The organism is Curtobacterium luteum (assembly GCF_014646995.1).
GTDB lineage: Bacteria > Actinomycetota > Actinomycetes > Actinomycetales > Microbacteriaceae > Curtobacterium > Curtobacterium luteum.
On record NZ_BMOI01000003.1, the window covers coordinates 32849 to 45087 of the forward strand.

The 12239-nt window shown below is 68.2% G+C and carries 23 protein-coding genes; all 23 read right to left on the reverse strand.

Annotation, left to right across the window (positions count from 1 at the left end; all coding sequences use genetic code 11):
• Positions 1-100: 100 nt before the first annotated feature.
• Positions 101-565, reverse strand: coding sequence for a 50S ribosomal protein L15 (rplO, locus tag IEY20_RS04805; RefSeq protein ID WP_217504269.1), 465 nt, complete (start codon positions 563-565; stop codon positions 101-103).
• A complete protein-coding gene (gene rpmD / locus IEY20_RS04810; RefSeq protein ID WP_031273241.1) occupies positions 562-747 on the reverse strand; it encodes a 50S ribosomal protein L30 in 186 nt (61 codons plus the stop codon). Before rpmD ends, rplO begins: the two co-directional genes overlap by 4 nt.
• On the reverse strand, positions 747-1466 hold the full coding sequence (gene rpsE, locus IEY20_RS04815) for a 30S ribosomal protein S5 (RefSeq protein WP_022903271.1): 720 nt from the start codon (positions 1464-1466) through the stop codon (positions 747-749). Before rpsE ends, rpmD begins: the two co-directional genes overlap by 1 nt.
• Positions 1463-1834: a 50S ribosomal protein L18 gene (gene rplR, locus IEY20_RS04820; protein ID WP_031273242.1), complete on the reverse strand. Its 372-nt coding sequence runs from the start codon at positions 1832-1834 to the stop codon at positions 1463-1465. Before rplR ends, rpsE begins: the two co-directional genes overlap by 4 nt.
• Positions 1835-1836: 2 nt before the next feature.
• The gene (gene rplF / locus IEY20_RS04825) at positions 1837-2373 is read right to left on the reverse strand and encodes a 50S ribosomal protein L6 (protein WP_031273243.1); all 537 of its coding nucleotides are present in this window, start codon (positions 2371-2373) and stop codon (positions 1837-1839) included.
• A 6-nt stretch (positions 2374-2379) separates the two neighbouring features.
• A complete protein-coding gene (gene rpsH / locus IEY20_RS04830) occupies positions 2380-2778 on the reverse strand; it encodes a 30S ribosomal protein S8 (protein WP_022903274.1) in 399 nt (132 codons plus the stop codon).
• A 150-nt stretch (positions 2779-2928) separates the two neighbouring features.
• On the reverse strand, positions 2929-3519 hold the full coding sequence (rplE, locus tag IEY20_RS04835) for a 50S ribosomal protein L5 (RefSeq protein WP_022903275.1): 591 nt from the start codon (positions 3517-3519) through the stop codon (positions 2929-2931).
• Positions 3519-3878 carry a 50S ribosomal protein L24 gene (gene rplX, locus IEY20_RS04840; RefSeq protein ID WP_022903276.1) on the reverse strand — a complete coding sequence of 120 codons (360 nt, stop codon included), beginning with the start codon at positions 3876-3878 and terminating at the stop codon, positions 3519-3521. Before rplX ends, rplE begins: the two co-directional genes overlap by 1 nt.
• Before the next feature lie 3 nt (positions 3879-3881).
• Positions 3882-4250: a 50S ribosomal protein L14 gene (gene rplN, locus IEY20_RS04845; RefSeq protein ID WP_017885523.1), complete on the reverse strand. Its 369-nt coding sequence runs from the start codon at positions 4248-4250 to the stop codon at positions 3882-3884.
• 31 nt (positions 4251-4281) lie between these two features.
• Positions 4282-4566 carry a 30S ribosomal protein S17 gene (gene rpsQ, locus IEY20_RS04850; protein ID WP_022903277.1) on the reverse strand — a complete coding sequence of 95 codons (285 nt, stop codon included), beginning with the start codon at positions 4564-4566 and terminating at the stop codon, positions 4282-4284.
• Positions 4566-4886, reverse strand: coding sequence for a 50S ribosomal protein L29 (gene rpmC, locus IEY20_RS17030; protein ID WP_022903278.1), 321 nt, complete (start codon positions 4884-4886; stop codon positions 4566-4568). The genes rpsQ and rpmC overlap by 1 nt, the downstream gene beginning before the upstream one ends.
• On the reverse strand, positions 4886-5305 hold the full coding sequence (gene rplP / locus IEY20_RS04860) for a 50S ribosomal protein L16 (protein ID WP_022903279.1): 420 nt from the start codon (positions 5303-5305) through the stop codon (positions 4886-4888). Before rplP ends, rpmC begins: the two co-directional genes overlap by 1 nt.
• Before the next feature lie 2 nt (positions 5306-5307).
• On the reverse strand, positions 5308-6105 hold the full coding sequence (gene rpsC, locus IEY20_RS04865) for a 30S ribosomal protein S3 (protein WP_022903280.1): 798 nt from the start codon (positions 6103-6105) through the stop codon (positions 5308-5310).
• Positions 6105-6497, reverse strand: coding sequence for a 50S ribosomal protein L22 (gene rplV, locus IEY20_RS04870; RefSeq protein ID WP_058725380.1), 393 nt, complete (start codon positions 6495-6497; stop codon positions 6105-6107). The genes rpsC and rplV overlap by 1 nt, the downstream gene beginning before the upstream one ends.
• A 25-nt stretch (positions 6498-6522) precedes the next feature.
• Positions 6523-6804 (reverse strand): 30S ribosomal protein S19, encoded by a 282-nt coding sequence (gene rpsS / locus IEY20_RS04875; RefSeq protein ID WP_017885529.1) that lies wholly within the window; start codon positions 6802-6804, stop codon positions 6523-6525.
• A gap of 11 nt (positions 6805-6815) precedes the next feature.
• Positions 6816-7655, reverse strand: coding sequence for a 50S ribosomal protein L2 (gene rplB, locus IEY20_RS04880; protein ID WP_022903282.1), 840 nt, complete (start codon positions 7653-7655; stop codon positions 6816-6818).
• Between the two features lie 19 nt (positions 7656-7674).
• Complete coding sequence (gene rplW / locus IEY20_RS04885; protein WP_022903283.1) at positions 7675-7974, reverse strand: 50S ribosomal protein L23; 300 nt, start codon at positions 7972-7974, stop codon at positions 7675-7677.
• Positions 7971-8630: a 50S ribosomal protein L4 gene (rplD, locus tag IEY20_RS04890; protein ID WP_031273244.1), complete on the reverse strand. Its 660-nt coding sequence runs from the start codon at positions 8628-8630 to the stop codon at positions 7971-7973. Before rplD ends, rplW begins: the two co-directional genes overlap by 4 nt.
• A gap of 2 nt (positions 8631-8632) precedes the next feature.
• Positions 8633-9286 (reverse strand): 50S ribosomal protein L3, encoded by a 654-nt coding sequence (gene rplC / locus IEY20_RS04895; protein WP_022903285.1) that lies wholly within the window; start codon positions 9284-9286, stop codon positions 8633-8635.
• A gap of 12 nt (positions 9287-9298) precedes the next feature.
• Positions 9299-9607 (reverse strand): 30S ribosomal protein S10, encoded by a 309-nt coding sequence (rpsJ, locus tag IEY20_RS04900; RefSeq protein WP_022903286.1) that lies wholly within the window; start codon positions 9605-9607, stop codon positions 9299-9301.
• 526 nt (positions 9608-10133) lie between these two features.
• Entirely contained in the window at positions 10134-10946 is an 813-nt protein-coding gene (locus IEY20_RS04905) for a DarT ssDNA thymidine ADP-ribosyltransferase family protein (RefSeq protein ID WP_022903287.1), read from the reverse strand.
• Between the two features lie 80 nt (positions 10947-11026).
• The gene (locus IEY20_RS04910; protein ID WP_175328282.1) at positions 11027-12004 is read right to left on the reverse strand and encodes a DNA topoisomerase IB; all 978 of its coding nucleotides are present in this window, start codon (positions 12002-12004) and stop codon (positions 11027-11029) included.
• Between the two features lie 85 nt (positions 12005-12089).
• Positions 12090-12239, reverse strand: coding sequence for a hypothetical protein (locus tag IEY20_RS04915; RefSeq protein WP_022903289.1), 150 nt, complete (start codon positions 12237-12239; stop codon positions 12090-12092).

The following is a 12239-nucleotide window of genomic DNA, read 5'->3' on the forward strand; positions in this document are numbered from 1 at the left end:
GGTGTCGATCGGCAGGGCCGACCAGGCCGACGGACGCCGACCACTGTCAAGGAAACCGTAACGGCGGCCCGTGCGCAAACGCACGGGCCGCCGACGGGGGTTACTGGGAGACGGTGCCGCCAGCAGCCGCGATCTTCTCGGCGGCGGACGCCGAGACCTTGTCGACCAAGACCGTGAGCTTCACGTTGATGTCGCCCTGACCGAGAACCTTGACCTTCTCGTTCTTGCGGACGGCGCCCTTGGCGACCAGGTCCGCCACGGTGACGTCGCCACCGTTCGGGTAGAGCTCCGCGATCTTGTCCAGGTTCACGACCTGGTACTCGACACGGAACGGGTTCTTGAACCCGCGGAGCTTCGGGGTGCGCATGTGCAGCGGCATCTGCCCACCCTCGAAGCCGACCTTGACCTGGTAACGAGCCTTCTGACCCTTGGTACCACGGCCGGCGGTCTTGCCCTTCGAGCCCTCACCGCGACCGACACGGGTGCGGTCCTTCTTCGCACCGGTGGCCGGGCGGAGGTGGTGCAGCTTCAGGACCTGCACGCGCTCGTTCTTCTCGTCGCTCATGCGTCGACCTCCTCGACCTTCACGAGGTGCGCGACCGTCGCGATGTACCCGCGGTTCTGGGCGTTGTCCTCACGCAGGACCGTACGGCCGATGCGCTTGAGGCCCAGGCTGCGCAGGGTGTCGCGCTGGTACTGCTTCTCGCTGATAACGGACTTCGTCTGCGTGATCTTCAGCATCGCCATCACGCACCTGCCTTCTCGGACGCGGCACGCGCGGCGGCGGCCTCCGCACGCAGCAGACGGGCCGGGACGACCGCGTCGACGTCGAGGCCACGGCGGACTGCGACCGCGCGGGGCTCCTCGAGCTGCTGCAGCGCCTCGACGGTCGCGTGCACGATGTTGATGGTGTTCGACGAGCCGAGCGACTTGCTCAGGACGTCGTGGATGCCAGCGCACTCGAGGACGGCGCGGACCGGACCACCGGCGATGACACCGGTACCGGCAGCGGCCGGACGCAGGAGCACGACACCGGCAGCGGCCTCACCCTGCACCGGGTGCGGGATGGTGTTGCCGACGCGCGGGACGCGGAAGAAGTTCTTCTTCGCCTCCTCGACGCCCTTGGAGATCGCGGTGGGGACCTCCTTGGCCTTGCCGTAGCCGACGCCCACGAGGCCGTTGCCGTCACCCACGACGACGAGCGCCGTGAAGCTGAAGCGACGACCACCCTTGACGACCTTCGACACGCGGTTGATGGTCACCACGCGCTCGAGGAACTGGCTGTCGCCACCGCGGTTGTTGCGGTCGCGGCCCTGCTGACGGTCACGACCGCCACCACGACGGCCGCGCTGGTCGGCCGAGTCGCGGTTGTTGGACGCGGAACCAGCGGCGGTCTCGACCGGACGCTCGGCCGTGGCCGCTGCCTCCGTGGTCTCCTTGCTGGTGTTGTTCGCGGTGTCGCTCACAGGTTCAGCCCTCCTTCACGGGCGCCATCGGCGATCGCGGCGACGCGACCGGCGTACTTGCTGCCACCACGGTCGAAGACCACGGCCTCGACGCCGGCGGCCTTCGCGCGCTCGGCGAGGATCTCGCCGACGCGACGGGCCTTGGCGGTCTTGTCGCCGTCGAACGAGCGGAGGTCGGCCTCCATCGTCGATGCGCTGGCGAGGGTGTGACCCTTCGCGTCGTCGATGACCTGCACGAACACGTGACGCGACGAACGCGTGACGGCGAGACGCGGACGCGCCTCGGTGCCGGTGATCTTCTTGCGGAGTCGGTTGTGACGGCGCGCCTTGGCGGCCGACTTGCTCTTTCCTCGGATACCGAGAGCCATGATCACTTACCTGACTTTCCGGCCTTGCGGCGCACGATCTCGCCGGCGTAGCGGACACCCTTGCCCTTGTAGGGCTCGGGCTTGCGCAGCTTGCGGATGTTGGCGGCCACCTCGCCGACGGCCTGCTTGTCGATGCCGGTCACGGTGAGCTTGTTGTTGCCCTCGACGGCGAACGAGATGCCCGCGGGCGGCTCGACCGTGATCGGGTGGGAGTAGCCCAGCGCGAACTCGACGCTGGTGCCCTTCGCCTGCACGCGGTAACCGGTACCGACGACCTCGAGGCCCTTGGAGTAGCCCTGGGTGACGCCGATGATGTTGTTCGCGATGAGGGTGCGGGTCAGGCCGTGGAGCGAACGCGAGGAGCGCTCGTCGTCCGGACGGGTGACGAGGACCTGGTTCTCCTCGACCTTGGCCTGGATGGGCTCAGCGACGACGAGCGCGAGCTCGCCCTTCGGGCCCTTGACCGCCACGGTCTGGCCGTCGATGGAGACGGTCACGCCGGCGGGGATGTCGATGGGAAGACGTCCGATTCGAGACATTGTCGATCACCACACGTAGGCGAGGACTTCCCCACCCACGCCCTTCTGCTCGGCTTCGCGGTCGGTCAGGAGGCCGGACGACGTCGAGAGGATCGCCACGCCGAGGCCACCGAGGACCTGGGGGATCTCCGTCGACTTCGCGTAGACCCGGAGGCCCGGCTTCGAGACGCGCTTGATGCCGGCGATCGAGCGCTCGCGCTCGGGGCCGTACTTCAGGTCGATCGTGAGGGTCTGCCCGACGCGGGCGTCCTCGATCTTCCACTCGTTGATGTAACCCTCGCGCTTGAGGATCTCAGCGATGTTCTTCTTCAGCTTGGAGCTGGGAAGCGAGACGGCGTCGTGGTGCGCCGAGTTCGCGTTCCGCAATCTGGTCAGCATGTCTGCGACCGGATCGGTCATCGTCATGATGCGTATCCATTCTCGCCTGGTTTCGACACCCGTTCCACGAATGCCGACCTGAGCGATCGGGGCCCCCAGGCGGTTCCCGGGGACCTGTGTGTTCGTGCGTGCGGGCCGGAGGACGTGAATCCTCCGGCCCGCACCGCCCGAAGTATCTTAGACCGTCTGGTCGGCCGAACGGAACGGGAACCCGAGCTGCTTGAGCAGCGCGCGGCCCTCGTCGTCCGTCTTCGCGGTGGTCACGACGGTGATGTCGAAGCCACGCACGCGGTCGATGCGGTCCTGGTCGATCTCGTGGAACACGGACTGCTCCGTGAGACCGAACGTGTAGTTGCCGTTCCCGTCGAACTGCTTGTCGCTCAGGCCGCGGAAGTCGCGGATGCGGGGCAGGGCGAGGGAGATCAGGCGGTCGAGGAACTCCCAGGCACGGTCACCGCGGAGGGTGACGTGCGCACCGATCGCCTGGCCCTCGCGCAGCTTGAACTGCGCGATGGACTTGCGAGCGATGTTGACCTGGGGCTTCTGACCCGTGATCGCCGTGAGGTCCTTGATGGCCCCCTCGATGATCTTCGAGTCACGAGCGGCCTCGCCGACGCCGGTGTTCACGACGACCTTGACCAGGCCGGGGACCTGCATGACGTTCGCGTAGCCGAACTGCTCGGTGAGGGCAGCCTTGATCTCGTTCTTGTACTTCTGCTTGAGGCGCGGCTCGACCTTGGTCGCCGGCGCGGCAGTCGTGTCGGTCATCAGAGCTTCTCACCCGACTTCTTGGCGTAGCGGACCCGGACGGTCTTCTTGACGCCGTCCTTCTCCACCTCTTCGGTACGGAAACCGACGCGCGTCGGCTTCTTGGTCTTCGGGTCGACGATCGCGACGTTCGAGACGTGGATCGGAGCCTCGTGCTGCTCGATGCCACCGGTCTTCGAACCACGCTGGGTCTGGCCGACGCGGACGTGCTTCGTGACGAAGTTCACGCCCTCGACGACGACGCGCTCCGAGTCACGGAGCACCTCGATGACCTTGCCCTGCTTGCCGCGGTCGCCGCCACGCTCCTGCGTGGCGCCCGTGATGACCTCGACGAGGTCACCCTTCTTGATGTTCGCCATGGCTTACAGCACCTCCGGCGCGAGCGAGATGATCTTCATGAACTTCTTGTCACGGAGCTCGCGACCGACCGGACCGAAGATGCGCGTGCCGCGCGGGTCGCCGTCAGCCTTGAGGATCACTGCCGCGTTCTCGTCGAACTTGATGTAGGAGCCGTCCTGACGACGGGTCTCCTTCTTGGTGCGAACGATGACGGCCTTGACGACGTCACCCTTCTTCACGTTGCCGCCGGGGATGGCGTCCTTCACCGTGGCGACGATGACGTCACCGAGACCGGCGTAGCGACGACCCGAGCCACCGAGCACGCGGATGGTCAAGATCTCCTTGGCACCCGTGTTGTCGGCGACCTTCAGGCGGGATTCCTGCTGAATCACTGCTGTCTCCTATTCCGAAGCAGGCCGCGGCCTACTTGGCCTTCTCGAGGATCTCGACCAGGCGCCAGCGCTTGGAGGCGCTGAGGGGACGGGTCTCGCTGATCACGACGAGGTCGCCGACACCAGCGGTGCCGAGCTCGTCGTGGGCCTTCACCTTGGACGTGCGGCGGATGATCTTGCCGTAGAGCGCGTGCTTCACGCGGTCCTCGACCTCGACCACGATGGTCTTGTCCATCTTGTCGCTCGTCACGTAGCCACGGCGCGTCTTGCGGTAGCCGCGGGTGGAGGCGGCGGAGGTGTTCTCTTCGTTCGCCATCAGTTCTCCTCGGCGGTCTCGGCCTCGGTCGACTCGGCCGGCTTGTCAGCCTTCTTCGTCGTCTTCTTGGCCTTGGTGGCGGTCTCGACGGGCGCGGGGGTGGCACGGATGCCGAGCTCGCGCTCGCGGAGGACGGTGTAGATACGGGCGATGTCGCGCTTGACGGCACGGAGGCGGCCGTGGCTCTCCAGCTGGCCGGTGGCCGACTGGAAGCGGAGGTTGAACAGCTCCTCCTTGGCCTTCTTCAGCTCGTCAGCAAGACGCTCGTTCTCGAACGTGTCGAGCTCCGTCGGACGGAGCTCCTTGGAACCGATCGCCATTATGCGTCGCCCTCCTCGCGCTTGATGATGCGTGCCTTGAGGGGCAGCTTGTGGATTGCACGGGTCAGCGCCTCACGGGCGATGTCCTCGTTGACGCCGGAGAGCTCGAAGAGCACACGACCCGGCTTGACGTTGGCGACCCACCACTCGGGCGAGCCCTTACCGGAACCCATGCGGGTCTCAGCCGGCTTCTTGGTGAGCGGGCGGTCCGGGTAGATGTTGATCCACACCTTGCCGCCACGCTTGATGTGACGCGTCATGGCGATACGAGCGGACTCGATCTGCCGGTTCGTCACGTAGGCCGGGGTGAGGGCCTGGATACCGAAGTCGCCGAAGCTGACCTTGGTACCACCGGTCGCCTGACCCGAACGCTTCGGGTGGTGCTGCTTGCGGTGCTTGACTCGACGGGGGATAAGCATGGTTACGCCTCAACTCCTGCGCCGGCCGGCGCGTCCTGCGGGGCCTGCTGCTGACGGCCGCCACGGTCGCCGCCACGACGGTCGCCGCGCTCGCCACGGGGGCCGCCACGACGCTCCGGGCGCGACGAACGCTGGTTCGCCTGCTCGCGAGCGAGCTCCTTGTTCGTGATGTCGCCCTTGTAGATCCAGACCTTCACGCCGATGCGGCCGAACGTGGTCCGGGCCTCGTAGAAGCCGTAGTCGATGTTCGCGCGGAGCGTGTGCAGGGGCACGCGGCCCTCGCGGTAGAACTCCGAGCGCGACATCTCGGCGCCACCGAGACGACCCGACACCTGGATGCGGACACCCTTGGCGCCGGCGCGCTGTGCACCCTGCAGGCCCTTGCGCATGGCGCGACGGAACGCGACACGGGCGGAGAGCTGCTCGGCGATGCCCTGCGCGACGAGCTGGGCCTCGGTCTCGGGGTTCTTGACCTCGAGGATGTTGAGCTGGATCTGCTTCTTGGTGAGCTTCTCGAGCTCGCCGCGGACGCGCTCGGCCTCGGCACCGCGACGACCGATGACGATGCCCGGACGCGCCGTGTGGATGTCCACGCGGACACGGTCACGGGTGCGCTCGAGCTCGATGCGGGCGACGCCGGCACGGTCGAGGGTCTTCTTCAGGTACTCGCGCACCTTGATGTCCTCGGCCACGTAGTCGGCGTAGCGCTGACCGGCCTTGGTGCTGTCGGTGAACCAGTGCGAGACGTGGTCCGTCGTGATCCCGAGACGGAAGCCGTACGGGTTGACCTTCTGGCCCATTACTTGCTCGCCTTCTTGCTCGTCGCGGCGGCCTCAGCCTCTTCCGGCGTCGCGAGGACGACCGTGATGTGGCTGGTGCGCTTGTTGATGCGGAAGGCGCGGCCCTGGGCGCGCGGCTGGAACCGCTTCAGGGTCGTGCCCTCGTCGACGAAGACGCGGCTCACGTAGAGGTCGCGCTCGTCGAGGAAGCTGTTCGTCGAGTCCGCCTTCACCCGGGCGTTCGCGATCGCCGAGGCGACCAGCTTGTACACGGGCTCCGAAGCGGCCTGCGGCGCGAACTTCAGGATGGCGAGCGCCTCGTGGGCCTGCTTGCCGCGGATCAGCTCGATGACGCGACGGGCCTTCTGAGGCGTGACGCGGATGTGTCGCACGCGCGCGATCGACTCCACCATTTCGTTCCTCCTCTGCGTCCCCGCGTTAGCGGCGACGGCCCTTCTTGTCGTCCTTCACGTGACCACGGAAGGTGCGGGTCGGCGCGAACTCGCCGAGCTTGTGACCGACCATCGACTCGGTGACGAACACCGGGATGTGCTTGCGGCCGTCGTGCACGGCGATCGTGTGCCCGAGCATGTTCGGGACGATCATCGAGCGACGCGACCAGGTGCGGATCACGTTCTTGGTGTTGGCCTCGTTCTGCGTGACGACCTTGCGGAGCAGGTGCTCGTCGACGAAGGGGCCCTTCTTCAGACTGCGTGGCATCTTCTGAACTCCTACTTGCGCTTCTTGCCGGCGTTACGGCGACGGACGATGAGCTTGTCGCTCGGCTTGTTCGGCTTGCGCGTCCGGCCCTCGGCCTGACCCCACGGGCTGACCGGGTGACGACCACCGGAGGTCTTGCCCTCACCACCACCGTGCGGGTGGTCGACCGGGTTCATGGCGACACCACGCACGGTCGGGCGGACGCCCTTCCAGCGCATGCGGCCGGCCTTGCCCCAGTTGATGTTGGACTGCTCGGCGTTGCCGACCTCGCCGATGGTGGCGCGGCAGCGGGCGTCGACGTTGCGGACCTCGCCCGACGGCAGGCGGAGCTGCGCGTAGGGGCCGTCCTTGGCGACGAGACGCACGGAGGCGCCGGCGGAGCGGGCCATCTTCGCGCCGCCACCGGGCCGGAGCTCGATCGCGTGGATGACGGTACCGACCGGGATGTTGCGCAGCGGCAGGTTGTTGCCGGGCTTGATGTCAGCCCCGGGGCCCTGCTCGACGACGTCGCCCTGCTTGAGCTTGTTCGGCGCGATGATGTAGCGCTTCGTGCCGTCCACGTAGTGCAGGAGCGCGATGCGCGCGGTGCGGTTCGGGTCGTACTCGATGTGCGCGACCTTGGCGTCGACGCCGTCCTTGTCGTGACGACGGAAGTCGATCACGCGGTACTGGCGCTTGTGGCCACCACCGATGTGACGGGTCGTGATGCGGCCGGAGCTGTTGCGCCCACCGGTCTTCGGCAGCGGACGAAGCAGCGACTTCTCCGGCGTCGAACGGGTGATCTCAGCGAAGTCGGCGACCGACGAGCCGCGACGACCGGGGGTCGTCGGCTTGTAGTTACGAATAGCCATGATTAATCCCTAAAGGTCCTCAGCCGACAGCCGTGAAGATGTCGATCGAACCGGACTTGAGCGTCACGATGGCGCGCTTGGTGTCCTTGCGCTTACCCATGCCGAAACGCGTGCGACGGGTCTTGCCCGGGCGGTTCAGCGTGTTGATGCTCGCGACCTTGACGTCGAAGATCTTCTCGATGGCGAGCTTGATCTCGGTCTTGTTCGAACGGGGGTCCACGATGAACGTGTACTTGCCCTGGTCGATCAGGCCGTAGCTCTTCTCCGAGACGACCGGCGAGATGATGATGTCGCGCGGGTCCTTGTTGAAGCCGCTCATGCGGAGACCTCCTTCGCGGACTTCGACGCGATGAAGGCGTCGAGTGCGCTCTTGCTGAAGACGAGGGCGTCGGACTTGAGCACGTCGTAGGCGTTGAGCTGGCCGTACGAGAGTGCGTGGACACCCGGCAGGTTGCGGATCGACTTGAGCGTGAGCTCGTCGTCCTGCTCGAGCACGACGAGCACGTTCTTGACGGGCGCGACCTTCTCGAGGAGCGTGCGGGCGGTCTTCGTCGACGGCACCTCGGCCGGGACGAAGGACTCCACAGCGGCGATGCGGCCACCGCGGGCGCGGTCCGAGAGCGAGCCGAGCAGTGCCGCGGCGATCATCTTCTTCGGGGTGCGCTGCGAGTAGTCGCGCGGGGTCGGTCCGTGGACGACGCCACCGCCGGTGTGCTCCGGAGCGCGGACCGAACCCTGACGGGAGCGGCCGGTGCCCTTCTGCTTGAACGGCTTGCGACCAGCACCGCGGACCTCGCCGCGGTTCTTGGTCTTGTGGGTGCCCTGACGCGCGGCGGCGAGCTGCGCGGTGACGACCTGGTGGATCAGCGGGACGTTGGTCTCGACGTCGAAGAGCGCAGCGGGCAGCTCGATGCTGCCGGCGACGGCGCCAGTCGCGTCGAGGACGTCGATCGTGGTTGCGGTCTCGGTGGCCATGATCACTTACCCTTCACGGCGGTGCGGACGAAGACGGAGCGGCCACGAGCACCGGGGACGGCGCCCTTGACGAGCAGCAGACCCTTCTCGGCGTCGACGGCGTGCACCGTGAGGTTGAGGACGGTCACACGCTCGCCGCCCATGCGACCGGCCATGCGCATGCCCTTGAAGACACGCGACGGGGTCGACGAGGCGCCGATCGAACCGGGCTTGCGGTGGTTGCGGTGCGCACCGTGCGATGCCGAGACGCCGGCGAAGCCGTGGCGCTTCATGACACCGGCGAAGCCCTTGCCCTTGGACGTACCGACGACGTCGACCTTCTGGCCCGCCTCGAACGTGTCGACGGTGAGCTCCTGGCCGAGCGTGTACTCAGCGGAGTCGTTGGTACGGATCTCGGTGAGGGTGCGGCGCGGGGTCACGCCTGCGGCCTCGAAGTGGCCGGCGGCCGGCTTGTTGACCTTGCGCGGGTCGATGGCACCGGCGGCGATCTGGATCGCCTCGTAGCCGTCGCGCTCGACGTTGCGGATCTGGGTGACCACGTTCGGGCCGACCTCGATCACGGTCACGGGGATGAACTTGTTGTTCTCATCCCACACCTGGGTCATCCCGAGCTTCTTGCCGAGGAGGCCCTTGACGGTCTTGGTGGAGTTCGCCATTGGTCAGCCCCCTTACAGCTTGATCTCGATGTTGACGTCGGCCGGGAGGTCGAGTCGCATGAGCGAGTCGACGGCCTTCGGCGTCGGGTCGACGATGTCGATGACCCGCTTGTGCGTGCGCTTCTCGAAGTGCTCGCGCGAGTCCTTGTACTTGTGGGGAGAACGGATCACGGTGACCACGTTCTTCTCGGTGGGGAGCGGCACCGGGCCGACCACGGTCGCACCGGCACGGGTCACCGTGTCGACGATCTTCCGGGCCGACGTGTCGATGACCTCGTGGTCGTACGACTTGAGCCGGATGCGGATCTTCTGTCCCGCCATGTGTCTCTCTGTCCTCTCTGCGCCGCGCACCCTCGGGCCGCCTGACGCCGCCGTGACCGCGCATTCCTGCACGGCTCGGCTGTTTTCCTGAACCAACCGGCCGCATCCACTGGGGGATGACCGCTGTTCTCCTGTCAACCGCGCGGGGCGACCGGGGCCGTCCAGCGTGGGCATGTCGCTTCCCCCACGCTCCGGGCACAGCAGTGCCCGTGGCGCTTCGCGAGGGATTCGATCGTGTTCTGCTGCCTGCGGCCCAACCCAGCCCTGCTGAACAAGGGGGTTGTGCACTGCCAGAGCAGTGATCCTGCGGGCGCGAGCGCCCTGCGGAATTCGGAACCAGACAAGTCTCGCACAGGCACAGGATCCGTGCAACCCGGGCGTGTCGCGGATCACGGGCGTGTCGGGACCGGTCCAGTCCCCCGGATTCCCGGGGATCGGACGGTCTGGAGGCACGCCCCGCCCCGACACGCAGCGTGCCCTCCCGACGTGGTCGGGAGGGCACGCTGACGACGTCCGCAGGAGGGTGCTACTCGGCGGTCACCGGCGGCACGAACCACGGCGGGAAGACGGCGACGCGGGGCGCGTGGCCGCCGTGCTCGGCGAGGATCGACTTCACCTCCTGGCGGGCGCGGTCGTTCGGCACGCCGATCACGGCGACGGAGGAGAACGGCACGCTCGGCCCGGCGAGCAGCTCGAGGCCGTGCATCTCCGGGTCGGTGAAGTCGGTGCGACGGATGAGGTTGGTCGCGGCGTCCGGGCCGACGGCGAACCGGACGTCCTCGGCCTCGGCGTCCTGGTCGGCGACGATCACCGAGGCGCCGAACGCCGCGACGGGCACGACGAGCACGATGTAGTCGGTCGCTCGCGTCCGGCGAGCCGCGTCGGACCAGCGCTCCCCCTCGGCACCGCGTCGGAGCTCGTCCCAGCGTGTGGCGTCGGGCGACAGGGAGAACGTCACGTGGGCCGCGACCGGCGAGCCGTCGGGGGCGGACGCCTCGGACCGCGCCGCACGGGTGGCCGTCGAGCTGACGTCCACGACCGGCACGGTGTCGACGGCGGCCGTGATCGCGCCCGCCGCGACGATCCCGGGCAGGTTGTCGATGTGGGTGGCGTGGTGCGCCCGCAGGGAGGCGAACACGCGCGGCTCGGGCAGGTCGGGGACGGCCGAGCGGAGCGGGCCGCCGGGGACGCGTGCGGGGGCGGGGGTGGAGCGGAGGTCGGTGGTGATGCGGGTCCGGCGGGGTGCCGGGGCTGCGGGCTCGGCGGGGGTCTCCCGCTGACGGGGCGCGCAGATGTCGCAGAGTTCGGTGGGGAAACCGTGGATGCACTCGTCGGTCACGACTGTCGAGGGTCCTTCCGTGCCGGATGTGGGGTGGGCGGCACGGTGGTCAACGGTACGTCATCCGGCGGACTCCGAGGTCACTGCCGGTAGAGCAGTGCACGCACCTCGGACTCGGCCGCGTGCAACCGCGCCGGGTCGATGGTCTCGCCGTGGTCGTACGCGTCGAGCAGGCGCGGGTCGATGTAGCTCTGCCGGCACACGGTCGGGGTGTTCCCGAGCTCCTCGCTCGCGGCCTTCACCGCGTGCGACACCGCCTTCTTCCGCTTCGCCTGGCTCGACTGCGGCCCGGTCTTCGCGAGGTCCACAGCCGCGGCGACCGTGCCGTGCAGCGTGCGGAAGTCCTTCGCGGTGAACTCGTCGCCGGCCCGCTCCTTGACGTAGGCGTTGATGTCCTCGGCCGACAGCGGCTCCCACTCGGCCCCGCGCCGTTCGCGGAACGAGAGCAGGCGGGCGTTCGGACCGCGGCGCTTCATGCCCGCGATGACGGTCGCGAGGTCGGGGTCGTGGATCGAGGACGACCACTCCTGCCCGCTCTTGCCGGGGAAGTCGAGCTCGATGTCGTCGCCCGAGACGTGGGCGTGTGCGCAGAGCAGGGTCGAGAGGCCGCGGCTGCCGTGCTCCGTGGCGTAGCGCTCGGAGCCGACGCGGAGCGACCCCTGGTCGAGCATCCGGAAGGCCGCGGCGAGCGCCCGCTGCCGGTCCGGTTCCGGACGTCTGAGGTCCTGCGTCACCATCCGTCGGGCCGTCGGCAGGGACTCGGCGAGGGCGAGTGCCCGGTCGTACTTGATCCGGTCCATCCGTTCGCGCCAGCCCGGGTGGTACATGTACTGCCGTCGTCCCGCGCCGTCGATCCCGGTCGCGAGGATGTGGCCGTTGTCGTAGGGGGAGATCCAGACCTCGGTCCACGCCGGCGGGATGACGAGGTCGTCGAAACGCTGGCGCAGCTCCGGGTCCGTCACGGTCGCGCCGTCGGGATCGCGGTACGAGAAGCCGCGGCCGGCGCGGACGCGGTGGTAGCCGCGACCGCCGGTCGCTGAGCGTCGGAGACGGGTCACTCCTCCGAGCATGCCCACCCGACCCTGTGACGGACGGGAGGCACGGATCGCGGTGATCCGTGCCTCCCGTCCGTCCCGGTGCCGGCTACGCGCGTCGGCGACGCCGCAGGACCAGCAGGAATGCGCCCGCTGCCAGCGCGAGCAGCGCGATCAGCGCCCCGAGCCCGAGTCCGGCCGCTCCCGTGAAGGCCAGGTCGCCACGCGGCTGGCCGCTGACGGCCGCCGGGTCGCTCAC